Raw genomic sequence first — 24,559 nt, 5'->3', positions numbered from 1 at the left:
ATTGGAGATCGGGCAGGTCCTGTTGCCCGCCGCTATCCCGAATTTGGGAAATTGCGGCCCTGCATTTAACTCAAGTTAGTTTAGGCTCCAGCGACAAGTCGAGGTGATGTTTGCCGCCACGCTTGTGGTTTCCAGCCCGGCGCCGTCGGCTATTCCGGCCGCCCTTGCCCAGAGTTCATTAACAAGCCCCCGAGGCGAATCAACGCCTCCCTACGCAGCTTGTCCCAAGGGTGGGCAAAGCTGATGCGCAGGCAGTTTTTGAATTGGCCAGAGGCTGAAAACAGGGTGCCGGGGGTAAGCACGATGCCCTGCTTCAGTCCCTCCGAGTAGGCCGACAGCGTATCAACCCTATCGGGTAGCTCGACCCAAACCGCGAGCCCGCCCTGAGGAATACTTACCCTCACGCTGCAGGGCCATTGGTGCAGCAGGGCAATCAGCTGGTCGCGCCGCTCCTGAAGTTCATTGCGCTGGCGTCGCAAATGCGCGGCGAAGCTGCCATCCTCCATGAACTCGGCCACGCCCTGCTGCAGATAACGGCTGCTCGCCAATTGGGTCACCAGCTTGAGGTGGAGAATCCGCTCGTGCCAGCGAGCGCCGGATATCCATCCCAACCTCAGGTCGCGGGAAAGGCTTTTCGAGAAAGAACTGCAGAGAATCACCCGGTCATTCACATCCAGTGCTTTGAGTGGATCGGGTATCGGACCGAGGGACGTATCCGCGTAGATGTCGTCCTCAATCAAGGCGAGATCATACTGTTCGGCCAGAAGCAGCAGCCGCCTCCTCGCGATATCGGGCATCAGTGCGCCACTGGGTGTGGCAAACGCGGGAGAGACCACGCACGCCCTTACTTGCCAGCGCTCCAATACCTCCGCGAGTGCATCGATATCCAAACCGGTGTCACTGGAGGTGGGTATCTCAACCATCTGCAGCTCCAGCTGCTCGATCAACTGCATGACGCCATAAAACCCGGGGGACTCGACCGCAACCACATCGCCCCGTTTACAGCAGGCCATCAGCGCAAGTGACAGCGCGTGCTGACAGCCCGAGGTTATGCACAGTCGATCCGGCTCGACCGCCCAGCCCCGCCGGGATAAGTGCATTGCCAGTTGCTGCCGCAGTCCGAAGTCACCGGCAGGATCATCGTAGTACTGGTAGGCGTCGCCCCGCTGGCGCCTGAGTGACCGACCGATGGATCGATTCAATGCGACGATACCCGGGGGGAGATCACCCGCGCGCAGCTCGGGCAGCAGATCAAAAGCGGCACTCCGGCGCATGATGTCCAGCAGCAGGTCGCTTACGGTGACCGGTCTGGGCGCCTCGATTCGCGACCGCCTGAGCGGGCTTTTCACCGCCGTCGGCGGCAGCGCCACGAAATAGCCGGCCTTTGGGCGGGCTTCCACCAGTCCCTGTGCTTCCAGCCGTTGCAGTGCATGTTGCGCGGTAGCTTTTGATACGGCGTGCTCCCGGCACAGGGTCCGGATCGATGGCAAACGCTCTCCCAAGCGCCATCGCTGTTCCTTTATGCCCTGCTGAAGCCAGGCTTCCAGCTGCTGATAGCGGTATTCACTGGTCACCAGTTGGCCCCTCAGATTTCAATCTGTACCTATTATATTTAATTTTTTTATGCCTGACCCTATCGGCTCCTCCAGCCTAATCTAGCCGCCCTAAGCTCTTTAGTGGATCAGGCCCATGGAAAAAATTCCCGTAGTCCAGGACTTCAGCCCTTCTTTTCGTCCCGATGGAAAATTCCATGTTCGACTCACCGTCGGACGTTTTCAGAATCTGCGCCGACTCACCAGTTGGCCGCTCATCGCACTCTATTTTGGACTCGTGTGGGTGCAGTATGACGGCCAGCCTTGGCTGCTGTTCTCTTTCGCACAGCACCGCATCATTCTGTTTGGCAATGCGTTGTCCTGGCACGAGCTGCCACTGCTGGCTGGACTGCTGATCGCGGGCGCCAGCCTGCTGTTTTTCCTCGCGGTCGCATGGGGGCGTGTATGGTGCGGCTTCGCCTGTCCGCAAAGTATCTGGACCTGGCTGTTTATCCGCATCGAGGACCTGAGCGAGGGCAATGCCGTCAAACGGGCCAGGCAGGCGGGCCAGCCCCTGCGAGGTATGCGATTAGTGCGCCGGCTTGCCAAGCACGCTCTGTGGATACTGCTCGCTCTGGCAACCGCAGCCACTTTCACCGGCTATTTCGTTCCGATTCGCGAGATTGTTGCGGAGAGTCTGCAGTTTCAGCTACCAGTTTCCGTCACTGGCTGGCTGGTAATTATGGCGGGTATCACCTACATCAATGCGGGTCTGGTTCGGGAAAAAATCTGCCTGCACGCCTGCCCATACTCGCGCTTCCAGAGTGTCATGTTCGACGATGATACCCGTACGGTCAGTTACGATGCGCGCCGGGGTGAGCCGCGCGCAAACCTGCGCAAGGCAAGCGCTAACCGCGGTGATTGCGTCGACTGCGGCCTGTGCGTACAGGTGTGCCCCGTTGGTATTGATATTCGCGACGGCTTACAGGCGGCCTGTATTGATTGCGGAGCTTGCATCGATGCCTGCGATAGCGTGATGGAAAAGGTTGATCGCCCGCAAGGCCTGATTCGTTTCGCTTCCGAAACAGAGTTGCAGGGCAACAAGACCCGCTTTCTTCGCTTGCGTTTGACCGGCTACGGCACAGTTATGCTGTGCGCGTTTGCCTCGGTGCTTGCCGGCTTCATCGACACCGCTGATCTGCTGGTAGAGATCCGGCGTGACCGCGGTGCCATGTTCAGGCAGGTGGACCAAAACACGGTGTGTAACGTCTATCTGGTCAAGGTCGAGCGGGTCAATGAAGCAATACGCCGTGTCGATGTCTCCATTTCCGGCGGCGGCCAATATAAGCTATTCGGCCCGCGCCACATCGACCTGACCGATGACGGTCCTAGCTGGCTTCCCTACCGGGTCTGCAGTCAAAACCTGGAGCGGCCGAAAACGGAATTGACCTTTAATTTTGCGAGCGAATCGTTTTCCGCTGAAAAGAAAACAACGTTCCTGGCTCGGTCGTGGTGAAACGCTGGTGTCGAGATTTGGACCATGGCGGTGGTGTACCTGGGTGTAGTCAATGTCCGTGCCGCGGGAGTGTAGGCCGGAATTGCTCCCGCCCCCGATCAGCCACCTTATTACCGTGTCCTCAAATGACCAGCTTCAGGCCCGTGACTACTGGGTTTGATACTGTCTTGTGGGTAGACTGGCGATCGCTCAAAAACCGTTCGATGGAACGCACAGATTAGGGGAATACCTTGGCCGAATTGGGGGCGCTTTTCAGTCTGATACCGGGCCAGACACCCGGCCTCACACTGGGGCTGCTGTTGCTGGTGTGCGTGGTCAGCGCATTTATCTCCGCGGTCACCGGCGGGGCGGGGGGCATCCTGATGTTTGCCGCGCTCAACGTGGTCATCCCCCTGCGCGCGCTTGTCCCGATTCACGGCGCGGTGCAGCTGCTCAACAACCTGGCCCGCGTGGTTTATGTACGCGAGCACATCCGCTGGGACCAGTGCATCCCGTTCTTTATCGGCTGCACACTCGGCTCCGCCGCCATGACCCTCGGGCTCGCCAACCTCGACTGGCAACAGCTGCCGCTGGTGCTGCTGGCGGTACTGATTTTTTATACGGTGTTCAAACCGAAAAAGCTGCCGGAAATTCGCCTCAAACCGCGCAATTTTTTCTGGGTGGGGATCGCCACCGGCACCCTCGGGATTGTCGCCGGTGCCGTGGACCCGTTGCTGGCCGCGTTTTTCGTGCGCAAGGATATGACGCCGAAAGAAATCGTGGCGAATAAATCCGTGATGCAGGCCTGGTGTCACGCCCTCAAGGTGCCCGCGTTCATTTATCTCGGCTTTGCCTTTTCCGAACATCTCGGATTGATCCTGCTGCTGACCGTGGCCGCGGTCATTGGCACGCGTATCGGTATTGCGCTGCTGAATCGGATCGACAGCGCGCTGTTTTTTAATTTGATGCGCGCTGCGCTGCTGATTGCCGGCGCCCGCATCGTGTACCAGTTATTTGCAGTATAAAAACCTACAGGTATTTCCATGGCTGATTACCAGATTATCAATCCGTACAGCGGCGAATTGATCGAAGCTTACGACTTCCACACCAAAGAGCAGGTGGCAGAAGCCATTGAGCTGCTGGTGGAAGGCCGCAACAAGCAGCTCGCCACTCCGGCTTTCGAGCGCTCGAATATTCTGCTGAAACTCGCGCAGCTGCTGATGGAGCGCAAGGAAGATCTGGCCCGGGCCATCACCGAGGAAACCGGAAAAACCATCGGTGACAGCCGTGTGGAAATCGACCGCGCCTACAACACCGCGCTGGCCAGTGCCATGGAAGCGCGCAATATCAACGGCGAAGCACTGGATTCCGACGCCTTCCCGCCGATGCGCGAAAAAATCGGTGTGGTGCTGTGGAAGCCGCTCGGCACAGTACTGTGCATTACCCCGTTCAACTTCCCCGTCAATATCGCGGTACACAAAATCGGCCCCGCGTTTGCCGCTGGCAACACCATCCTGTTCAAGCCAGGTCCGCAGAACAAGCGCTCCGCGGAGTTGCTGGTGGAACTGTGCTATGCCGCAGGAATGGATAAATCCGTGCTGCAGATGCTGGTCCCGGATATCGAAGCCACCAGCTACGCCGTTGCCCACCCGCAAGTCCAGGCCATCAACTTCACCGGTGGCACCGCCGCGGCAAATGCCATCGCCGCCAATGCCGGCTACAAGAAAATGCTGTTCGAACTGGGCGGCAATGATCCATTGATCGTCATGCCTGACGCCGACCTCGACGCCGCCGTCACCGCCACCATCAACCAGCGCTTCGCCACCGCCGGTCAACGCTGCACCGCCGCAAAGCGCCTGTTTGTACACAGTGAAGTTTTCGATGCCTTTGCCGAAAAACTCGTTACCGCCACGGCAAAACTGAAAGTGGGTAACCCCGCCGAAGATGACACCTTTATCGGCCCGCTGATCCACACCAACGCCGCCAACGAAGTGGAAGGCCGCATCCAGTCAGCGGTAGCCGCCGGCGCCCGCGTACTGTTCGGACACCGTCGCGACGGCAACATCCTGTGGCCGACCATCCTCGCGAATGTCCCCGACTGCGCCGAGCTGGTAGCAGAGGAGACCTTTGGTCCGGTCGTTCCACTGCGCAAGTTTGACAGTGAACAGGAGCTGGTAGCAGTGATCAACAGCTCACCGTTTGGCCTGCAAGCCGGCGTATTTACCCAAAACCTGGCGTTGGCAAAACGCCTCTACAACCAACTGGATGTAGGCCTCCTCGCCGTCAATGACGGCCCCGGCTTCCGCGCCGAGCACTTCCCGTTTGGTGGTGTGAAGGAAAGCGGCGTGGGCAGGGAAGGGGTGAAGTATGCAATTCGTGAAATGAGTTTCCAGAAGACGCTGGTGATCTGATTATTTCGAAGCCGGCTTTCTGAATCGAAGGGTCTGACGCCGGGTATTGGTTCGCAAGACCTTCTGCGAGAGGGACCTCGCGGAAGAGCCCCCATGGATGGGTTCACGGCGTGTCTTGCGAACCAATACCCGGTGGCAGGCCCGCCACCTGCCCTTTTTTAGAACCACCCTAAGAACCACCCCAAAAAATACAAACTTGGCCATCCAGCCAAACTTCCCCTATACTCCGACCCAACTTGTCGGAGTGCCTTCGGGCTGAGATCGCTGTTGCGAGATCCGTTGAACCTGATCGGGGTAACCCCCGCGTAGGGAACAAGATCTGAATTCGCTATATTTTCGTGTGCAATTTTTTTGAACTAGTGTTCGAAAACTAATTTTAAAAATGTTGCCGCAAACGAAAACTGCTCTCTCCAACTGCACCCCCGGCAATCCATCCAAGGATCAAAACGCAAGGGGTCAGCATGTCTCAGGTCGCCGAACCAAAAACCAATACCCAAGAAAGGGTAACGAAATCCAGCCGCGCCGCGCAAAGAGAGAGCGCAAGGGAATTCCTCGACAACCTCACCGCCCAGCAGTTTCCCAACTCCCGCAAAGTCTATCTGCAAGGTGACAACCCCAGCGTAAACGTCGGCGTACGTGAAATCTGCCTGGGCCAAAGCCTCGTAGGCGGCGACGAACAAAACCCCGTATTCGAACCCAACGAACCCCTGCAGGTCTACGACACCGCAGGCCCATACTCCGACCCTGTGTACAAGCCCAGCGTCCGCGAAGGCCTGCCCAAGCTGCGCCAGGACTGGATTGCCGCCCGCGGCGACACCGAAGTACTCGACTCCCGCCAGGCTGCCTACAGCCAGCAGCGCATGGCTGATCAGGGTCTGGACCATATCCGCTTCGAAAATTTACCCGCCCCGCGCAAAGCCAGGGCCGGCCAAAACGTCACCCAGATGCACTACGCCCACCGCGGCATCATCACCCCGGAAATGGAATTCATCGCCATCCGCGAAAACATGGGCCGAGCCAAACTTGCAGAACAAATAAGCGAGGCAGATTTCCAGAAAGCCCGCGAAGGCATCTACATTCCGCCGCAAATTACCCCGGAGTTTGTGCGCCGCGAAGTTGCCGAAGGCCGCGCGATCATCCCGGCCAACATCAACCACACCGAACTTGAGCCGATGATCATCGGTCGCAACTTCCTGTGTAAAGTGAACGCCAATATCGGTAACTCCGCGATCACGTCGTCCATCGAAGAGGAAGTGGAAAAACTCGTGTGGTCGATCAAGTGGGGTGCGGATACCGTAATGGATCTATCCACCGGTCAGAACATCCACGAAACCCGCGAATGGATACTGCGCAACAGCCCAGTGCCTATCGGCACCGTACCCATTTACCAGGCGCTGGAAAAAGTTGACGGCATCGCCGAAGAACTCAACTGGAATGTGTTCCGCGATACCCTGATCGAACAGGCCGAGCAGGGCGTGGATTACTTCACCATTCACGCCGGTGTACTGCTGCGCTACGTACCCCTCACCGCCAAACGCGTCACCGGCATCGTATCCCGCGGCGGCTCCATCATGGCCAAATGGTGCCTCGCGCATCACAAGGAAAATTTCCTCTACACCCACTTCGAGGAAATATGTGAAATCCTCAAAGCCTACGACGTCAGCTTCTCACTGGGCGACGGCCTGCGCCCGGGTTGTATTGCCGACGCCAACGACGAAGCCCAGTTCGGCGAACTGCGCACCCTCGGCGAACTCACCGAAATCGCCTGGAAACACGATGTCCAGACCATGATCGAAGGCCCCGGCCACGTAGCGATACACAAAATCAGGGAGAACATGGTTGAGCAGCTGAAACACTGCCACGGCGCTCCCTTCTATACCTTAGGCCCACTCACCACCGATATCGCCCCCGGCTACGACCACATCACCTCAGGCATCGGTGCCGCCATGATTGGCAGTATGGGCTGCGCCATGCTGTGCTACGTCACCCCGAAGGAGCACTTGGGGCTGCCCAACAAAGAAGACGTAAAAGAAGGCCTCATGGCCTACAAAATCGCCGCCCACGCTGCCGATCTGGCGAAGGGCCACCCCAGGGCACAAATGCGCGACAACGCCCTCTCCAAAGCCCGCTTCGAATTCCGGTGGGAAGACCAGTTCAATCTCGGCCTCGACCCCGAACGTGCCCGCGCCTACCACGATGAAACCCTGCCAAAAGAATCGGGAAAAATCGCCCATTTCTGCTCCATGTGCGGCCCGAAATTCTGCTCCATGAAAATAACCCAGGATGTCAGGGAATTCGCAAAGCAGCAGGAGACAGATAAGGGCATGGAAGAAATGTCGATCAAATTTAAAGACATGGGCGCAGAGATCTATCACAAGGCGTAACCCAGAGCCGATAGAAAGCAATGATCTCAAAGTGAAGGTAGTGATGCGGGTAAGCCTTCGCCAGACCTTCTAAAACAGGGATGTTTTAGAAGAGCCCCCAGGGATGGGTTTACGGCGTGTCTGGCGAAGGCTTACCCGCAGGACTGCCGCCCGATACTTGCCGACAATGAACCCCGGAAAGAAAACGTGGCACAAACAGAATTAAATATCGGGATAGCTGGCGCTGGCTTGATGGGCCGCCTGCTCGCCTGGCGCCTGTCAGAAAAGGGCCATCACATAACACTTTTCGAAGCTGGATGTCTCGAAAAACCATTGGGTGCCTGCCACACCGCAGCCGGCATGATTGCCCCACTATCCGAACTGTTCCACTGCCCACTCCCCATCTACCAGCTGGGCATGCAAAGTCTGCAGTATTGGCCGCTTTGGGTCGAAGAGTTGCAGCAACTTACCGGTAGCGACGTCGACTACCGGCAGGCCGGCAGCCTGCTAATCGCCCATCCACAGGACAGAACCGAACTCCAGCAATTCCACCAGGAAATAAGGGCCAAACTGGGCGGCCAGAGTACCGAGCAGCTGCAATGGCTGGACAAAAACGCCCTGAAAAATATGGAACCGGATCTGGAACACTTCGACCAGGGACTCTTTCTCGCCAGCGAAGCAGACATCGACAATCGGAAACTACTTCCGGTGCTACTCTCCGCCTTGAAAAAAAACAAAGTCACCCTGCGGGAAAACATCAGTGTGGAATGCACACCCGGAAAAATCCACACAGACAATAAAACGGAATCCTTCGATCTCGTGATCGATGCCCGCGGCCTCGGCGCCAAGAATCAGATCCCGGGGCTGCGCGGTGTCCGCGGCGAAGTCATGGTTGTGGAAACGCCGGAAGTAAAATTAACCCGCCCCGTACGTCTGCTACACCCCAGATACCAACTGTACGCCGTCCCCAGGGCCAACAACCAGATTGTTATTGGCGCCACCGAAATCGAAAGCGAAGACATGAGCCCGATCTCCCTGCGCTCCACCATGGAACTGTCAAGTGCGCTGTATTCGATCCATCCGGCGTTTGCCGAAGCGCGCATACTGGAAACCCGCGTCAACTGCCGCCCGGCCACCATGGACAACCTGCCGGTGGTGAAGTCGGAGCAGGGCCTTATCCGAATCAACGGGTTGTTCCGTCACGGTTATCTGCTGGCGCCGGCGCTGGTCGCACAGGTGGAACAAAAAATTTATCAACCAATTTCACAAACGGAACAGGTGACCTGATGCAGATAGTGGTCAACGGTGAATCGCTATTCATTCAACACGAGCAGGAAAATATTGCCGGTTTACTTAAGCAGCTTGGATACAGCGGCGAAACCTTTGCGGTTGCCCTGAATGGCGACTTCATACCTCGCGCCGCCTACGCCGAAACCGTACTCGGCAGCGGAGACCATCTCGATGTTGTCGCTCCGGTCGTTGGAGGCTGAAGATGAAAGACACTCTTAAACTCTACGGCAAGGAATTCGACAGCCGCCTGCTGGTGGGCACCGCACTTTACCCGTCCCCTGCCATTATGCGCGAGGCGGTGGTGGCCTCCGGCTCCGAGATCATCACCCTTTCTCTGCGCCGCCAGAGCCCGGCGCAACAGCAGGGGAACATGATCTGGGACTACATCCGCGAATCCGGTTGCCAACTGTTGCCCAACACCGCCGGCTGCAAGACCCCGAAAGAAGTCATTGCGCTGGCGGAAATGAGCCGGGAAATATTCGGTACTGACTGGCTCAAGCTGGAAGTGATCGGTGATGATTACAACCTGCAGCCGGATCCATTCGGTCTGATCGAAGCCACGCGCGAGCTGGTCCAGCGCGGGTTCAAGGTGTTGCCGTACTGCACCGACGACCTGGTGGTGTGTCGCCGGCTGCTCGACGTGGGCTGCGAAGTGCTGATGCCCTGGGGTTCCCCGATCGGCACTGGCCGCGGCCTGATGAACAAATACAATCTGCAGACACTGCGCGAGCGGTTGCCGGATATCCCGCTGATTATCGACGCAGGGCTGGGTGCGCCGTCGCAAGCCTGTGAGGCGATGGAAATGGGGTTCGATGCTGTGCTGCTGAATACCGCCATTGCCAAGGCACAGGATCCGGTACGGATGGCGCAGGCCTTCAAGTGGGCGGTGGAATCCGGCCGCGCCGCGCGCAATGCGGGCCTGATGCTGAAACGCCAGACCGCGAGTCCCAGTACACCTACCCTCGACATGCCGTTCTGGCAACAGTCGTTCGCGCCGGGGGAAACTGCATGAGCGGATCCAATCAGCGTCCAATTGTATGGACCATCGCCGGCAGTGATTCCGGTAGCGGTGCCGGTATCCAGGCCGACCTGCTTACCCTGCACGACCTCGGTGTGCACGGCTGCAGCGCCATCACCGCCAATACCGCGCAGAACACCCTCGGCGTACCCGCCATCAATGCCGTGTCCGACGAGGTGTTGCAATCACAGCTGGATGCGCTGCTCGCTGACCTGAAACCGGCGGCGATCAAAATCGGCCTGCTCGCCAACGCGCGGCAGGTCCGGCTGGTGGCAGATTTCCTGCGCGGTCTTAATGCCCTGGGTGAACGTGTACCGGTGGTATACGACCCGGTGGCCGTTGCCACCAGTGGCGCGCAGCTGACGGAAGACAGTACCGGTGCGGCGGTATTGGATGAATTGCTGCCCCTGTGCGACCTGCTTACGCCCAATACTCTCGAACTGGCGTGGTTGGCGGGGGCAGGGGGCAATTGCGCTGGGATTGAAAGTGCAGAATCGATACTTGGCGCAGCGCGCAAGGTGCGTGGTGAACATGCCACCGCACTGTTGGTCACCGGCGGCCACCATGAAATTGAACCCGGCACCACCGCGGACTTGTTGTGCCGTGGCGGTGGTGAAGATGCCAGGGAAGACTGGCTGATCGGCAAACGGATCGACACCCGCAACACCCACGGCACTGGCTGCACCCTGTCTTCCGCCATTGCCGCATTGCTGGCGCTGGGGTATCCGCTGAACGATGCCTGTGTGGTGGCCAATGCCTATGTGCGCCGCGGACTGCGCCTGGGCGACAGCGAGCATATCGGTGCCGGCGCCGGGCCGGTGGGGCACTGTGGCTGGCCATCAACGCTGCAGGATTTTCCGGAGGTATTGCTGGCCGGGAGCGAACGCGCGCAACGGTTTGGCGTATTCGACCCGTCTGCCGCGGCCCACTTTGCCGCGGAGTTCACTCAGCCCGAGACCAATCGACTGGGGTTGTACCCGGTGGTGGATTCCGTGGAGTGGATCGAGACGCTCGCGCACGAGGGGGTGCGCACTTTGCAGCTGCGTATCAAGCAACCGGGCAGTGACCTGCGGGAACAGATCGAGCGCGCGGTGGCTATCGGCCGCCGCTACGACCTGCGCCTGTTTATCAATGACCACTGGCAACAGGCCATCGACTGCGGTGCCTATGGCGTGCACCTGGGGCAGCAAGATCTACAGCAGGCGGATCTGAAGGCCATACAACGTGCGGGGCTGAAGCTCGGAATCAGCACCCACGGCTTTTTCGAGCTGCTCTACGCCTGGCAGTTCCGCCCCAGCTACCTCGCGATCGGTGCCATCTACGCAACAAGTACCAAGGATATGAGTGGCCAAATACAGGGCCTGGAAAAGCTCGCGCGTATGACCGCGCTGTTTCCGGGGTACCCACTGGTGGCCATCGGCGGGATTAACCTGGCGCGCGCGGTCGACGTGGCCGCAACTGGGGTGGGCAGTATCGCGGTGGTAACAGCGATCACCGAGGCCCCCGACGCTCGCGAGGCTGTGGCACAATTGCGCGCAGTCATTGAATAGTTCGGATAACCGGAGCCTTGCCGTGTTGAATCGCAAACAGCTGCAGCGCTACAGCCGCCAGATCATGTTGCCGCAGATCGGTGAGGCCGGGCAGGAAAAACTGGGGGGCGCGCGGGTGCTGATCGTCGGTCTCGGTGGCCTCGGCAGTCCGGCGGCGCTGTATCTGGCGGCGGCAGGGATCGGCGAGCTGCATCTTGTAGATGGCGACAGGGTGGAGATCTCCAACCTGCAGCGTCAGGTCCTGTACAAAACCAATCACCGTGACAAGGACAAGGCGCAGGTGGCCGCCCAGCAACTCACCGCGGCCAATCCGGAAATACGCATACACGCCCACTGCGTTATGGCCGATGAGGCCTGGCTCTCGACACTGTTGAGCCAGCAATCCTTCGATCTGGTGCTCGACTGCACCGACAATCTCAATATTCGCCACACCATCAACCGCGTGTGCCGCGAGCGAAAAGTCCCCGTGGTTATGGCCTCGGTACGCGGCTTTTCCGGGCAGCTGGTGAGCTTTGACTTTCGCACAAATTCGAGCCCCTGTTATGCCTGCCTGTTTCCGCCAGCGGCCGAGCAGAGTGACCTGCCGGAAGCGGAGAACTGCTCCACGGTCGGAGTGATCGGCCCGGCGCTCGGGATGATGGGGAGTGCCCAGGCGCTGGAGGCCATCAAGCTTATCGTCGGCCTGCCGGTATCCAGCCTGAACAAATTGCAGTTGTTCGAAGCCGCAACACTCGAGTGGCGTGCTCTGGCCTTGCCGGCAAACAGCACTTGCCCGATTTGCCGATAAACAGTAAAAACAACCAGGCATTCACACAATAATCCCCGCAAAAAGGTCATTCCCTTGGCAGCACGTCTTTTATCCAAACATCCTCTGTCCCGATTTGTGTTACTCGCCGGTGTCGCCGGGGTACTGCTGGTGGGCTGCGCCGAAGGCAAGCGCCAGTCCGCGGACGAACCGGAAACTCCTGCACACGTTGCCGCGATGCAACAAGTGGAAACACAGCCGGCTACGGAACTGGATCAGATACATGTTTCCGAGCAACTGCTGGACACTTACCGCCAGACCTGTGCCAGCTGTCACGAGCAGGGGGTAATCGGTGCGCCGAAGACTGGCGATGCCGCGGCCTGGAGCCCGCGTATGGCACAGGGAATCGATGTTCTTATTGCGCACGCCCGGGATGGTTTCAAGGCAATGCCGCCAGCGGGACTGTGTTACAGCTGCTCCGATGAGGATTTCGCGCAACTGATCCGCTATATGTCCACGGAAAAATAACCGTGCGTTTCCCAGTGCATTCTGCGGGGCAAAAAAAAAAGACCCGGCCGTGTGGCCGGGTAAGTCTCAACGAGTGGGTTTGGGTAAGGTTGAACGTCTCCTGGGCGTAATCAGAACTGTGCTTCGGCGGTCAGCCACAATTTGTCGGTATCCACACTGAACTCGTCGGCGCTGTAGGCGCTGTATTTCATACTCAGGTTCACACCCGCCAGCTTGCCGGCGAGTAAAAATCCCGCTTCGCTGCCAAGTTTATCCATGCCGGATACACCGCTATCGTCTGAATTCAGCTGGTGATAATTGACCGCGAATTTCACTCCGCCGAGGCTGGTAGCCAGCGACAGGTACACATCCTCGATACCGCCGGCGATATTGCCGCTACCACCGCCGAGAAATTTATCCGTCCAGCCTTGGAACTTGTGCAGCGTGGCCAGTGGTGTGATGAATTGTCCATTGGCACCGTCCGCTCCCAGCAGCTCGTAACCGCCCGCCAGGGTAAATTGACCAATTTTGTAGCTCGCTTCCGCCAGCAGATAGTCCGCATCGTAATCCGCGGGGTTGTTTGCGGCCGACGATTGCGTGGCGTATTCCAGGGTGTAGCTCATGTCCGCTTGACTGCCGGCGAAGCGCAAGCCGTACGTGTCGGTGGAGAAAGCGGCGGCATCTTCATTGTCCAGCAGGTAGGCATACCCGCTCAGGGCGCCTGCCGAGAGACCCGTGTATTTGGCATTTAGCAGGTAGCTATCGTTGGTGTGGTCCCCCGCTGGACTGTCCTCACCAAAAATACGGTTCACATTGCGTATATGTGCGAGGAACAGGGTAGTGTCCGTGAAGCTCGTATTGCTGGCACTGAAGCCGTCGTAGGTCTGTTCGTTCTGGCGAAAACCAACACCGCCCACAAAGCGCTGGTTGTCCAGCAGAATGCGCTGACGCCCGTATTTGATCGTTGTGGCTCCAGTGGTGTAAGCGAGATAGGCCTGATTGACTTCGGTACCTTCCGGGTCGCTGACGCCGCCTTCGAATTCGGTGAGGTGGGTGACATCGTCCATTTCAAGCAGGGTACTGAAACCCTGGTAGCTGGCCGAGGAAAAGGTCAGGCGCGTCTGTAGGCTGGTAAGATCCACGTCGTCGCCGCCCGCGGTATCCACCATTTCTGTGCGTGCACGCAAGCCCAGGGTAACGTCGCCTTGGGCCAGTGCATCGGTAATACTGCTCACGACCGGAGCTTGCTGGGTTACAGTCTCCTGTGCTTGTGCCGGAATACACGCGGCGGCGAGGGTCGCTGCGCCGATAGCGCTTGCCAGAATCCGGTGTGTCGGTTGCGTTAGTGTCAGACGCGCAAATTTTTTTGTTTTCATGGGGTTGGTTCCTGTTTCTACTTAATTGAAAAATCGTTTGCTGTGGCGCTCGTGGAGGAATTTGAGCACCTGTGCTCGGTACTGGTTGTATTGCGGATCATCGGCGAGCGCCAAGCGATGGCGCGGGCGCTCCAGCGCAATCTCGAGAATTTCGCCGATGGTGGCGGCGGGGCCATTGGTCATCATCACGATGCGATCGGATAACAGCACCGCTTCATCCACATCGTGGGTGATCATGATCACCGTGTTGTTCAGCTCCGCCTGGATTTCCATCAGTGAATCCTGCATATGTGCGCGGGTCAGGGCATCCAGGGCGCCGAAGGGTTCATCCATCAGCAGCACCTTGGGCTGCATGGCCAGTGCGCGCGCGATACCGACGCGCTGTTTCATCCCGCCGGATATTTCCCCGGGGCGCTTGTGCATGGCGTGACTCATATGTACCAGTTCCAGGTTGTGTTCGATCCACGCACGCATCTCTGCCTTTGTTTTGGCCCTGGTTTTGCCGTTGCCAAACACCTGCTTTACCGCCAGTTCGACATTTTCGTAAGCGGTGAGCCATGGCAGCAGGGAATGATTCTGGAACACCACCGCGCGCTCCGGGCCGGGTTCGCTCACTTCCTTGCCACTCAGAATGACGCCGCCACGAGTGGCCTGGTACAGCCCGGCGACCACATTCAGCACGGTGGACTTGCCGCAGCCGGAGTGGCCAATCAGGGAAACAAACTCCCCCTGCTGAATTTTCAGGTCCACGTCGCGCAGGGCGGTAAAGGTGCCCTTGGGGGTGGGAAACTCCATATCGATATGGCTGATGTCCAGAAGTACGCTCATTGCTCCGCTCTCCAATTTGAATGTGTGGCTCGGTTACTGGTTGCTGCCCTTGTCCCAGGACACCAGCTGCTGCAGCATCAGCATGCCGCGGTCGAGAAGAAAGCCGATAAATCCGATGACCAGCACCGCGGCCATGATGCGGGCGAGGGAATCGGAACTGCCGTTCTGGAATTCATCCCACACGAATTTTCCAAGACCCGGATTCTGCGCCAGCATCTCTGCCGCGATCAGTACCATCCAGGCGACGCCGAGGGACAGGCGCATACCGGTAAAAATCATCGGCACCGAAGCGGGCAGTACGATTTTCTGTACGTGGCGCAGCGGAGGCAGACGCAACACCTTGCTTACGTTCACCAGATCCTGATCGATACCTGCCACGCCCACCGCGGTGTTGATCACCATCGGCCACAGACAGCAGAGCGTCACGGTGATCATGGAGTTGAGGAATGACTTGGCCACCAGCGGATCGGGGCTGGTGTAGAGTGCAGACACCACCATCGTCACCAGTGGTAGCCAGGCCAGTGGTGACACCGGTTTGAAAATCTGCACGATCGGATTGATCGCACTGTTCAGGGTTTTGCTGAGCCCGATGGCAATACCCAACGGAATCGCAATCGCTGCCGCCAGCAGGAAGCCGCTCATTACCGTGACCAGGCTGGTGCCAATCTGGTCGACGAACGTTTCCTTGCCGGTGTAGGCGCGGATTTTCGGCTCGTAACCGGGGTCCGCCGCAAGCCGCTCTGCATTGCGCACTTCCTGACGCTCGTAAAACGCGCGCTCCTTTTCCCGTGAACGCTGGTGTTCACCGTACAACGTATTGAACTGTTCCATCACCGCCGCAGGACCGGGAAATTTCCCCAGTGACGTATCGATATTCTGTGCGGTCACCGACCACAGCAGCAGGAAGGCGAGCATCCCCAGTAGTGGCAGCGCCACCAGGCGTAGGGCGCTACCGAGTAAATTGCTTTCCAGTTGCGGCAATCGGAAGCCATAAAACTTGCCCGTATTCACTGTCGTGCTGCTCATACCTGCTACCTCGGGGTTCATGTTGGTAAATTCCGGTTAAAGTTTCTGGCCGGACTTCAGGCCGATAGCGAACTTGTCGATGTACTCGTTGGGCTTGTGGCCGTTGTAGACGATGCCGTCGATAAAATGTGTCTGCGGATCGCGGAAGCCGTCTTCGCTGGCAAAGTCTGGGAACTGATCGGCACTGGCCAACTTGTCGGCAACCAGCGATTGGGCGGCGGCCTGGTAGATATCCGGTCGGTATACTTTCGCGGCGAGTTCCTTGTACCAATCGTCGGGTTTGTCTTCGGAAATCTGGCCCCAGCGGCGCATTTGCGTGAGGTACCAGATGGCGTCGGAGTAGTAGGGGTAGGTGGCGTTGTAGCGGAAGAACACGTTGAAATCCGGCACTTCGCGCTTGTCGCCTTTTTCGTATTCGAAGGTGCCGGTCATGCTGTTGGCGATCACATCGTAGTCCGCGCCCACATAGTTGGAACGGGACAGGATCTTCACCGCTTCCGGTCGGTTTTTATTGTTGTTTTCATCCAACCACATGGCAGCGCGGATCAGCGCGCGGGTGATGCGCACGGTGGTGTTCGGATACTTTTCCGCGAACTCGCGGGTGATACCGAAGACCTTTTCCGGGTTGTCTTTCCAGATCTCATAGTCGGTTACCACCGGTACGCCGATATCCTTGAACACCGCCTGCTGGTTCCAGGGTTCGCCGACGCAATAACCGTAGATGGTGCCGGCTTCCAGGGTTGCCGGCATTTGAGGCGGTGGGGTGACCGAAAGCAGCGCGTCCGCATCGATCTGACCAGAGATGTCACCCTTGTGCGGAGCGTAAAATCCCGGGTGGATGCCGCCGGCAGCGAGCCAGTAGCGCAGTTCGTAATTGTGGGTGGATACCGGGAATACCATCCCCATATTGAACGGCTTGCCGTCGGCCTTGTATTTTTCCACCACCGGCTTGAGTGCATCGGCCTTGATGGGATGGACCGGTTTGCCATCTGCCTGCTTGGGGATATTTGGCTTCATCTGTTCCCAGATGGCGTTGGAAACGGTAATCCCGTTGCCATTCAGGTCCATGGAAAAGGGGGTGATGATGTCAGCTTTGGTACCGAAGCCCATGGTGGCGGCGATGGGTTGTCCGGCCAGCATGTGTGCCCCATCGAGGCGACCGTCGATCACGCCATCCAATAAAACTTTCCAGTTGGCTTGGGCTTCGATGGTGACGTAGAGTCCCTCGTCTTCAAAAAAGCCCTTTTCGTAGGCGATGGCGATCGGCGCCATATCCGTGAGCTTGATAAAGCCGAAGGTCAGTTCCTCTTTTTCCGGATAGCCGAGGTCTGCGGCGTATGCTGACGACATGCCGGCGCCGAGTCCCGCAGCCAGGGCCAGTATTGCGGCGAGTTTTTTGAAGGGCGTTTTCCAGTACATGGGTGTCGTGCTCCTGCTCTCAAAGTGATTCAGAATTGGTCTGCGAAAATTTGGTGCAAAAAAAAAGCGCTCACCGATGCCCTGCAAACGGGGCAGGATCGGTGAGCGCCTCTGCTCAAGGGCAAACGCCTTGGCGTTGCCAGTCTGATTGTTATCCGGGCTTAAAGTGCGCCCGGTAGGTCAACGGAAATGAGTCGCGAAAGTTGCTGGGTCATTTCGGTGCGGAGATGTGTTTCCGCATTTATCAGTCGCTTTGCAGTCTCTGTGCCAACTTTTTACCGCGGGATCCTGATCGACCAGTCATTGAATTTGGCAGGGCGTTGTAGCTGCGTGGGAGGACGAGTGGGCGGATGCGGCAACTTGTTGATTTTTTGGCAGGTTTTCTTCGCTCGTCTTGTGGTACTTGAAGGGGCGGAGAGCCGCGGCAGAATTTTCCGGAGGTTTTGGTGCTGTGGAATTTGGTGACAGGAGGAGTTGTACAGCTGCGTTTTCTGTCGCAGTCACTGCATCCATTTCGGTGCGTTACCGAGAACGGAATGGTGCATGCGCGTTAAATAGGGTCGGCTGGATGGTATCCGGCAAAAACGAAAAAGGGCCGGGCGCAAGCGCCCGGCCCTTTTTATCGGGTCAGTCAGTGATCTGCGGCGTGATCAGAAACTGTAGTTCAGGGATGCACCCACCAGCCACGCTTCGAGGTTGGTGGTGCCACCGTTGAAATAGGTACCCAGTCCAACGGTGTCTGTCAGTGGCAGAGCCTGGAATTCCTGAATTGGCTCGTCGTCACCCCACAGGTACGCCAGACCGGCGTCAATGCTCAACTGGTTGTTGAACTTGAAGGTGCCGCCAAAGGTCACCCACTGACGGTCCGCATCGGGGATGGACAGGGAGCGCCAGGTAACCGGCAGGCCAAGTCCGCCTCCCAGGCCATAAGCTGCCGATTCTTCGATGCCGTCGTGGTTCAGACCGTCGCGCGCAGCACCTTCGTCATAGGCGTAACCTACACGCCAGGTGACTTCATCACAGGGGTAGTACTCCAGGCCCAGGCTGTAGCGCCAGCCGCTCTGGAAGTTTTCTTCCTTGATGTGCAGCGGGTTGTAGTCCGGGATCGGATTGCCGTTGACACGCTGGTCGGGGAAGTAGGCTTCCAGGCGCTGGAAGTCGTCCCAGTCGGTCCACAGAGCGCCGAAGGCAACACCCCAGTGCTCATCGAAGCGATGATAAATTCCGAATTCCGCGATATCCGGCAGATCCAGGGTGAGGTTGGCGCGCTCGTTGTGGAAAGTGCCAACGACATTGCCGGCGTTGTCGTAGGCGCGAAGCAGATCGGAATCCACATCCGCATCAATTTCCGGGTCCAACTCGGACTGGTAGGACAGAGCAATGCGAGTGCGGCCGTCGACGCTGCGCCACAGCGCACCAATGCTCCAGCCGTAATCCCAGTCGTCGCCATCGGCATCAAGAAGTTTCGCATTGGATACGGAAGTGCCCAGCACCTGTTCTGCAAGGGGGTCGAGCAAAAAATTATTCGGCACTTTGCTCTTCAGTGTCGCGTCCGCATACAGGAAGTTGACGGATACACCGATGCTGAATTGATTGTTGTAATCAAATGCCACAGAAGGGGCAATGTCGACACTAATCAGCTCGGTCTTGTCGGCAATATGGGTAACCGGCCAGTCGGAGTCGAAATCGGTCTCCAGCCCGTAGTCGGTATTGATCGCCAGGCCGAATGACCAGCAGTCATCGAAAGGTACTGCCAGATAGGCATTCGGAACCGCAGCGCTAGACGCGTAGTCATTCGCTTTAGCATATACAGAGCCCGCGAGCGTCGGACCGGTTGGTGTCAGCAGGTAGTAGTCAGTAGTGCCGGCGGCATCAATTTCCGGGTTTACGTAGGTTACACCGACGGAAAAGGCCATTTCGTTGAACAGTGCGGAGCCTGCCGGGTTGCGGGCCAGAATGGCGGCGTTGTCGCCAATGGCGTTTTCTGCCGCGAACGCGCGGCCGAGACCGGAGGTGCTGGATTCCTGGAGCCCAAAGCCTGCCGCCATGGCGCCGCTGGAAAAAATGCCGGTGGATACGGAGCAAATCGCCGCAGCCAGTGCGGCTCTGCGCAGAGTTTTGATCGTCATGAGGTCCCACTCAATTGCTGAAATTTATGCCGACGGGAGAAAAATGCCCGAATCTGGCTGAGAAGCATTTCCAGAAATGGTTTTCCTGAAGCAAACAAATTCCCAGTAGATAGATTCTAGCAGTGTGAATTTTACGCTCGTGGAGAATGCGGCGACTTTATAGTGGCGCTAAGCGGAAAAATCTACGCCTTGGCGTAGATTTTTGTAGAGATGTGAAAAGTTTTTTCGAATTATTTTTTTGCGAGGACTTCTTTTCCGTCGATGGATAATTTTGTCAGGGTGATTTGGTAGCTTTTGCCATTATCTTCTTTCTGCATAAGCTTTACCAAAGCGTAATTCCACTCCGGTGCAAACCAGATGTTGGTGACGCGTTCCGCATCTTGTCCCCGCACACGTTGCACCTTGATGGTTTCGATCAGACCCATTGATGTTTTAAGTTTTTCCCGGCCGGTGATTTCAAATTCGTATTCGCGAATTTTCTTGCCGTCCGCTACCTGGTATTTGAGTGGTGATTTGCCGTTGGCGATATCGATGGCTAACTGCAGCTGGTAGCTGATCTTGTCTTGAATATTATCCGGTGCGTTGTCGACGCTGAGTGATTTGTCGTACACATTGATGACACGGGTGGCGTTGTCTTCAAAACTGAGTGCGGTGTGGCGATCTTTGCCGAGGCCGGACTTCTGGTAATCGTAATGCTGCGGAACAAGCCGCAAGCCCTGCAGGCCGAAGCGGGAGTACTCCTCGATCTTTGCGAACATGGAGTGGGCGGAAAAATCCAGGCGCCAGCTGTTGGCATTGCCACTGAGTGTGCGCTCGGCCGTGACGCCAAAGCCGCTGAACTCTGCCTTGTAAGTGGCGGAGAAGGGGATAAGTACTTGAGGGGGAGGGGATGTGGCCGTGTCCGGCTGGGCAAAGCTGGGAGCGCTGGGGATCAGGGCAAAAACAAGTGCAAAAACAAATGCGGGAAAAGCGTTGAATGCAAGGTAACGGGACAAGATTTCACCTCCGGCCTGTAATTCTGTTTCCATAGTCCAGGCCGGAAGTGTAACCGACCCGTCAGTCGAGACGCTTGCCGCTGCGGGGCAGCAATTCCCCATCCAGCTCAACGCGGTCACCGACCATTTTGAGCCGCCCCTGAGCAAACCAGCTGGCGGCCAGCGGATAGATCCGATGTTCCTGCACCAGTACGCGATGTGCAAGGGCCTCGGCAGTATCGCCGGGCTCGATGGCAACCGCCGCCTGTACGATGGGGGGGCCGCCATCCAGCTCTTCGGTGACAAAGTGTACCGTGGCGCCGTGTTCGCTGTCGCCAGCGTCCAGTGCACGCTGATGGGTGTGCAGCCCCTGGTACTTTGGCAGCAGAGACGGGTGAATGTTCAACAGGCGTCCGCTGTAGTGGCGCACAAAGCCCGGAGTGAGGATGCGCATAAAGCCCGCCAGGATCACCAGGTCCGGGCGGTAGGCATCGATCACCTCGATCATGGCCTCATCGAAGCTTTCGCGGTCGGAGAAGTCCCGATGGCTCAGGACTTCGGTGGTGATGCCGGCATTCTTGGCACGGGTCAGGCCGAAGGCGTCTGCCTTGTTGCTGATCACCGCTTCCACGGTGTAGTCACAAGAGTCATCCGCGGCGGCGTCGAGAAACGCCTGCAGGTTGCTGCCGCTGCCGGAGATCAGGACTACGGCGCGGCACTTGCCAGGCAGGTTGGCAGCGAGTTCAGTGGCAGTCGACATGGAGGCTTAGAGTCCCGCCAGTTCGACGGCTTCACCGCTGTTGCCGGCTTCGATACTGCCGACAATAAAGGCCTCTTCACCCAGCTCTTGCAGCCTGGCCAGAGCCCTGTCTGCTTCCTCGGCAGGCACACAGATCACCATGCCCACACCGCAGTTGAAGGTGCGGTACATTTCGCGGCCTTCGATGTTGCCCGCTTCCTGCAACCAGCGGAATACCGGCGGCAGCTCCCAGCTCTTGGTGTCGATCACGGCACGGGTGTTTTCCGGCAGTACGCGCGGCAGGTTCTCCAGCAGGCCGCCACCGGTAATGTGGCACAGGGAGTTGACCTGGATTTCCTTGATCAGGGTCAGCAGGTTCTTTACGTAGATCCGGGTCGGGGCCATCAGGGACTCGGCCAGGGTCTTGCCTTCCAGGTCTTTCTGCAGGTCAGCACCACTGATTTCCAGCACCTTGCGGATCAGCGAGTAACCATTGGAGTGGGGACCGGAAGAGCGCAGGGCGATAAGCTTGTCGCCAGCCTTTACCTTGCTGCCGTCGATGATGCCGGACTTTTCCACCACGCCCACGCAGAAGCCTGCGAGGTCGTAGTCGTCGCCTTCATACATACCCGGCATTTCCGCAGTCTCACCGCCCACCAGGGCACAGCCGGAAAGTTCACAGCCTTTGCCGATACCGCCCACCACATCTGCGGCGATGTCGACGTTCAGCTTGCCGGTGGCATAGTAGTCGAGGAAAAACAGCGGCTCGGCGCCGGCGACCACCAGATCGTTGACACACATGGCCACCAGGTCGATACCGATGGTGTCGTGGATGCCCAGGTCCATGGCCAGACGCAGCTTGGTGCCCACGCCGTCAGTGCCGGAAACCAGTACCGGCTCTTTATAGCCGCTCGGCAGCTGGCAGAGGGCGCCAAAGCCACCCAGTCCGCCCATTACCTCCGGGCGCGAGGTGCGCTTGGCAACATGCTTGATGCGCTCAACCAGCGCGTTACCCGCGTCGATATCAACGCCGGCATCTTTATAGCTGAGGGAGGGAGAGTTGGGCTTGGAGTCGCTCATGGTTCAACCTGTAAGGGCCAGTTTCGAAGGGCGCGTATTCTAGTGGAAAAAGTACACATTGTGCGAACTGAAGGCTGGGAGAAATAGCCGACACTGATACAATAGCCGGTAATTGACTGCCGGGAGGTGACTCCCAATCCGCAGGTTCGCTGTGAATGGCCACCTGCAGGCCGTGCAGTCACACGCAAAAACATAAGAGGTAAGGGGACTGAGAACCGATGCCATTAACGACGAATTTCCGTATGGTGCTCTGTTTCTCGCTGTTACTGGCGGCAATGATGCTGGCATTGCCGTCTTCGGCCAGAGTTTTGCCCGATTTGTACGAAGTAAGTGAAGCGGTTGCCAGCCGCGGAACCTCCGACCGCGCCGATGCCACGGTGCGCGGCCTCGGACGGGTATTTGTGCGGGTGACCGGTGACCAGAATATTGTCAACGACCCGAAATTGGCGCCGGTGCTGGAGCAGGCACAGAAGTACGTGCAGAGCTATCGTTACGACAGTGACATCAATCAGCTCTTCCTGAACCTGACCTTCGACCCCAAGGCGGTGAATGATCTGGTACATCAGCTTCAGTTGCCCCTGTGGCCCAACAACCGTCCCGATACCCTGGTATGGATGGCGGTGGATACGCTGCAGTCTGGCCGCGATACCCTGCGCCAGGAAGATTATCCGGAGCTATTCGGCCTGCTCGACGGCCTTGCCCAGGAGCGCGGCCTGCCGCTGGACTTCCCGGTCATGGATCTCAATGACCAGCGCAATATGCCACTTGGCAGCCTGTGGGCGCAGGATGAAACTGCAGCCCAGCAGGCGGGTGTGCGCTACCGCCCGGATGCCACGCTGATGGGACGCGTGCTGCAGACCTCCGCCCAGCGCTGGCAGGCCAACTGGCTGCTGATTCACGGTGGCCGCAGCTATGCCTTCGATGCGGAAGGCAGCTCGCTGGAAGAAGTTGCCCTGCGCGGTGTGAACGAGGCCGCCAACCGCATGGCCGAGCGCTATGCCGTGCGCGCCGGTGGCTCCGGTGTTGCCAGCGCGGTGCTGGTAGAGATCGCCGGAGTCCGCAGCTTTGCGGATTACTCCGAGGCCACCAGTTATCTGCAGGGGCTGGCCCAGGTCAGCAGTGCCGATGTACTGGCGGTGAATGGCGATCGCCTGACCCTGTCTCTCACCAGCAGCATTCCGCTGGAAAACCTGCGTGATGTGCTGTCCCTCAACCGCAACCTGCAACCGGCGGGAGAAGATGGGCTGGTGGATCTCTCCGGTTATCGCGCCCCGCTGGGCAGCGCGCAAAACCCGCTTCGCTACAGCTGGCACTGATCGTGGGGCAGAGTAATCAAACCGGTGGCGTTCCACAGCAGCTCTCGCTGGGAGTTTCCCTGCGGGATGACGCCACTTTTGCCAATTTTTTCCAGTCCCGCGATGAAGGCGAAGGTCTGGAGGGCAGCAATCGCCAGATTGTCGGCCTGTTGCGGGCCTTCGCCAGTGGCGACAACCCCGAGCCGTGTATTTACATTTGGGGAGAGTCTGGCAGCGGGGTAACCCATCTGTTGCAGGCAGTGTGCCAGGGCGCGGAGAGTGCCCGGCGCGGCTTCCAGTATCTGCCGCTGGCGGATCTGATCGACAGCGACCCCGAGGGGATCGTTGAGGGGCTCGAGTTCCTCGACCTGGTGTGTATCGACGATCTGCACCTGATCGAGAAGCACCGCAACTGGCAGACGACGCTGTTCCACCTGTACAACCGTCTGCGCGATAGCGGCCGTCAGTTGCTGATCGGTTCGCGCAAATCGCCCCGCGGTCTGAAGCTTGAGCTGGCGGACCTGCAGTCGCGACTGCAGTGGGCCCTTATTTTCCAGCTGCACCCGCTGAGTGACGACGACAAACTGGCGGCACTGTGCCAGCGCAGCAAGCTGCGCGGCTTTGACTTGCCGGAAGATGTGGCGCACTACATTCTCCACCGGGCCCCGCGGGACACCCGCGCGCTGTTCGCCTGCCTGGAGCAGCTCGACCGCGCTTCGCTGCAGGCCCAGCGCAAAATCACCATTCCCTTCGTCAAACAAGTTCTGAACATCTAGGTTCTG

At 58.3% G+C, this 24,559-nt stretch carries 21 protein-coding genes and 1 riboswitch; of the genes, 12 read left to right on the top strand and 9 right to left on the bottom strand.

Annotation, left to right across the window (positions count from 1 at the left end; all coding sequences use genetic code 11):
* Window positions 1–149: 149 nt before the first annotated feature.
* A complete protein-coding gene (locus tag VIL80_RS00435) occupies window positions 150–1,574 on the bottom strand; it encodes an aminotransferase-like domain-containing protein (RefSeq protein WP_332034192.1) in 1,425 nt (474 codons plus the stop codon).
* A gap of 115 nt (window positions 1,575–1,689) precedes the next feature.
* On the opposite strand from VIL80_RS00435, the gene ccoG reads away from it, so the two are divergent.
* The 10 genes from ccoG (at window position 1,690) to VIL80_RS00385 (ending at window position 12,932) form a co-directional block, all read left to right on the top strand.
* Window positions 1,690–3,048 (top strand): cytochrome c oxidase accessory protein CcoG, encoded by a 1,359-nt coding sequence (gene ccoG, locus VIL80_RS00430; protein ID WP_332034191.1) that lies wholly within the window; start codon window positions 1,690–1,692, stop codon window positions 3,046–3,048.
* Window positions 3,049–3,278: 230 nt separating this feature from the next.
* Window positions 3,279–4,052 carry a sulfite exporter TauE/SafE family protein gene (locus VIL80_RS00425; protein ID WP_332034190.1) on the top strand — a complete coding sequence of 258 codons (774 nt, stop codon included), beginning with the start codon at window positions 3,279–3,281 and terminating at the stop codon, window positions 4,050–4,052.
* A gap of 18 nt (window positions 4,053–4,070) precedes the next feature.
* On the top strand, window positions 4,071–5,438 hold the full coding sequence (gene safD, locus VIL80_RS00420; RefSeq protein ID WP_332034189.1) for a sulfoacetaldehyde dehydrogenase SafD: 1,368 nt from the start codon (window positions 4,071–4,073) through the stop codon (window positions 5,436–5,438).
* A 230-nt stretch (window positions 5,439–5,668) separates the two neighbouring features.
* A riboswitch (TPP riboswitch) is annotated at window positions 5,669–5,767 on the top strand.
* Window positions 5,768–5,899: 132 nt separating this feature from the next.
* Window positions 5,900–7,822 (top strand): phosphomethylpyrimidine synthase ThiC, encoded by a 1,923-nt coding sequence (thiC, locus tag VIL80_RS00415; RefSeq protein ID WP_332034188.1) that lies wholly within the window; start codon window positions 5,900–5,902, stop codon window positions 7,820–7,822.
* A 186-nt stretch (window positions 7,823–8,008) separates the two neighbouring features.
* The gene (thiO, locus tag VIL80_RS00410) at window positions 8,009–9,088 is read left to right on the top strand and encodes a glycine oxidase ThiO (protein WP_332034187.1); all 1,080 of its coding nucleotides are present in this window, start codon (window positions 8,009–8,011) and stop codon (window positions 9,086–9,088) included.
* Window positions 9,088–9,291, top strand: coding sequence for a sulfur carrier protein ThiS (gene thiS / locus VIL80_RS00405; RefSeq protein ID WP_332034186.1), 204 nt, complete (start codon window positions 9,088–9,090; stop codon window positions 9,289–9,291). Before thiO ends, thiS begins: the two co-directional genes overlap by 1 nt.
* A 2-nt stretch (window positions 9,292–9,293) precedes the next feature.
* Window positions 9,294–10,103, top strand: a complete 810-nt coding sequence (locus VIL80_RS00400; RefSeq protein ID WP_332034185.1) for a thiazole synthase — start codon at window positions 9,294–9,296, stop codon at window positions 10,101–10,103.
* A complete protein-coding gene (thiE, locus tag VIL80_RS00395) occupies window positions 10,100–11,659 on the top strand; it encodes a thiamine phosphate synthase (RefSeq protein WP_332034184.1) in 1,560 nt (519 codons plus the stop codon). Before VIL80_RS00400 ends, thiE begins: the two co-directional genes overlap by 4 nt.
* Before the next feature lie 22 nt (window positions 11,660–11,681).
* Window positions 11,682–12,446 (top strand): HesA/MoeB/ThiF family protein, encoded by a 765-nt coding sequence (locus tag VIL80_RS00390; RefSeq protein WP_332034183.1) that lies wholly within the window; start codon window positions 11,682–11,684, stop codon window positions 12,444–12,446.
* Window positions 12,447–12,500: 54 nt separating this feature from the next.
* Entirely contained in the window at window positions 12,501–12,932 is a 432-nt protein-coding gene (locus VIL80_RS00385; RefSeq protein ID WP_332034182.1) for a c-type cytochrome, read from the top strand.
* A gap of 110 nt (window positions 12,933–13,042) precedes the next feature.
* Here the strand turns inward: VIL80_RS00385 and VIL80_RS00380 are convergent, their stop codons facing one another.
* The 8 genes from VIL80_RS00380 to purM form a co-directional block, all read right to left on the bottom strand.
* A complete protein-coding gene (locus VIL80_RS00380) occupies window positions 13,043–14,287 on the bottom strand; it encodes an alginate export family protein (RefSeq protein WP_332034181.1) in 1,245 nt (414 codons plus the stop codon).
* A 21-nt stretch (window positions 14,288–14,308) separates the two neighbouring features.
* Window positions 14,309–15,115 (bottom strand): ABC transporter ATP-binding protein, encoded by an 807-nt coding sequence (locus VIL80_RS00375; protein WP_332034180.1) that lies wholly within the window; start codon window positions 15,113–15,115, stop codon window positions 14,309–14,311.
* A 33-nt stretch (window positions 15,116–15,148) separates the two neighbouring features.
* A complete protein-coding gene (locus VIL80_RS00370; protein WP_332034179.1) occupies window positions 15,149–16,141 on the bottom strand; it encodes an ABC transporter permease in 993 nt (330 codons plus the stop codon).
* A gap of 36 nt (window positions 16,142–16,177) precedes the next feature.
* The gene (locus VIL80_RS00365) at window positions 16,178–17,560 is read right to left on the bottom strand and encodes a CmpA/NrtA family ABC transporter substrate-binding protein (RefSeq protein WP_414684505.1); all 1,383 of its coding nucleotides are present in this window, start codon (window positions 17,558–17,560) and stop codon (window positions 16,178–16,180) included.
* A gap of 650 nt (window positions 17,561–18,210) precedes the next feature.
* A complete protein-coding gene (locus VIL80_RS00360; protein ID WP_332034178.1) occupies window positions 18,211–19,689 on the bottom strand; it encodes an OmpP1/FadL family transporter in 1,479 nt (492 codons plus the stop codon).
* A 230-nt stretch (window positions 19,690–19,919) separates the two neighbouring features.
* Window positions 19,920–20,786 carry a DUF3108 domain-containing protein gene (locus VIL80_RS00355; protein ID WP_332034204.1) on the bottom strand — a complete coding sequence of 289 codons (867 nt, stop codon included), beginning with the start codon at window positions 20,784–20,786 and terminating at the stop codon, window positions 19,920–19,922.
* Window positions 20,746–21,423: a phosphoribosylglycinamide formyltransferase gene (gene purN, locus VIL80_RS00350; protein WP_332034177.1), complete on the bottom strand. Its 678-nt coding sequence runs from the start codon at window positions 21,421–21,423 to the stop codon at window positions 20,746–20,748. The genes VIL80_RS00355 and purN overlap by 41 nt, the downstream gene beginning before the upstream one ends.
* A 6-nt stretch (window positions 21,424–21,429) precedes the next feature.
* Window positions 21,430–22,482: a phosphoribosylformylglycinamidine cyclo-ligase gene (purM, locus tag VIL80_RS00345; RefSeq protein WP_332034176.1), complete on the bottom strand. Its 1,053-nt coding sequence runs from the start codon at window positions 22,480–22,482 to the stop codon at window positions 21,430–21,432.
* Window positions 22,483–22,700: 218 nt separating this feature from the next.
* Between purM and VIL80_RS00340 the strand changes: the two genes are divergently transcribed.
* Together VIL80_RS00340 and hda are read left to right on the top strand one after the other, a co-directional pair.
* The gene (locus VIL80_RS00340; protein ID WP_332034175.1) at window positions 22,701–23,798 is read left to right on the top strand and encodes a DUF2066 domain-containing protein; all 1,098 of its coding nucleotides are present in this window, start codon (window positions 22,701–22,703) and stop codon (window positions 23,796–23,798) included.
* 2 nt (window positions 23,799–23,800) lie between these two features.
* A complete protein-coding gene (gene hda / locus VIL80_RS00335; RefSeq protein WP_332034174.1) occupies window positions 23,801–24,553 on the top strand; it encodes a DnaA regulatory inactivator Hda in 753 nt (250 codons plus the stop codon).
* Window positions 24,554–24,559 lie beyond the last annotated feature (6 nt).

Source organism: Microbulbifer sp., assembly GCF_036563125.1.
Classification (GTDB): domain Bacteria; phylum Pseudomonadota; class Gammaproteobacteria; order Pseudomonadales; family Cellvibrionaceae; genus Microbulbifer.
Note: the sequence above shows the minus strand (reverse complement) of the source record. Positions and strands in the feature narration are given on the sequence as shown.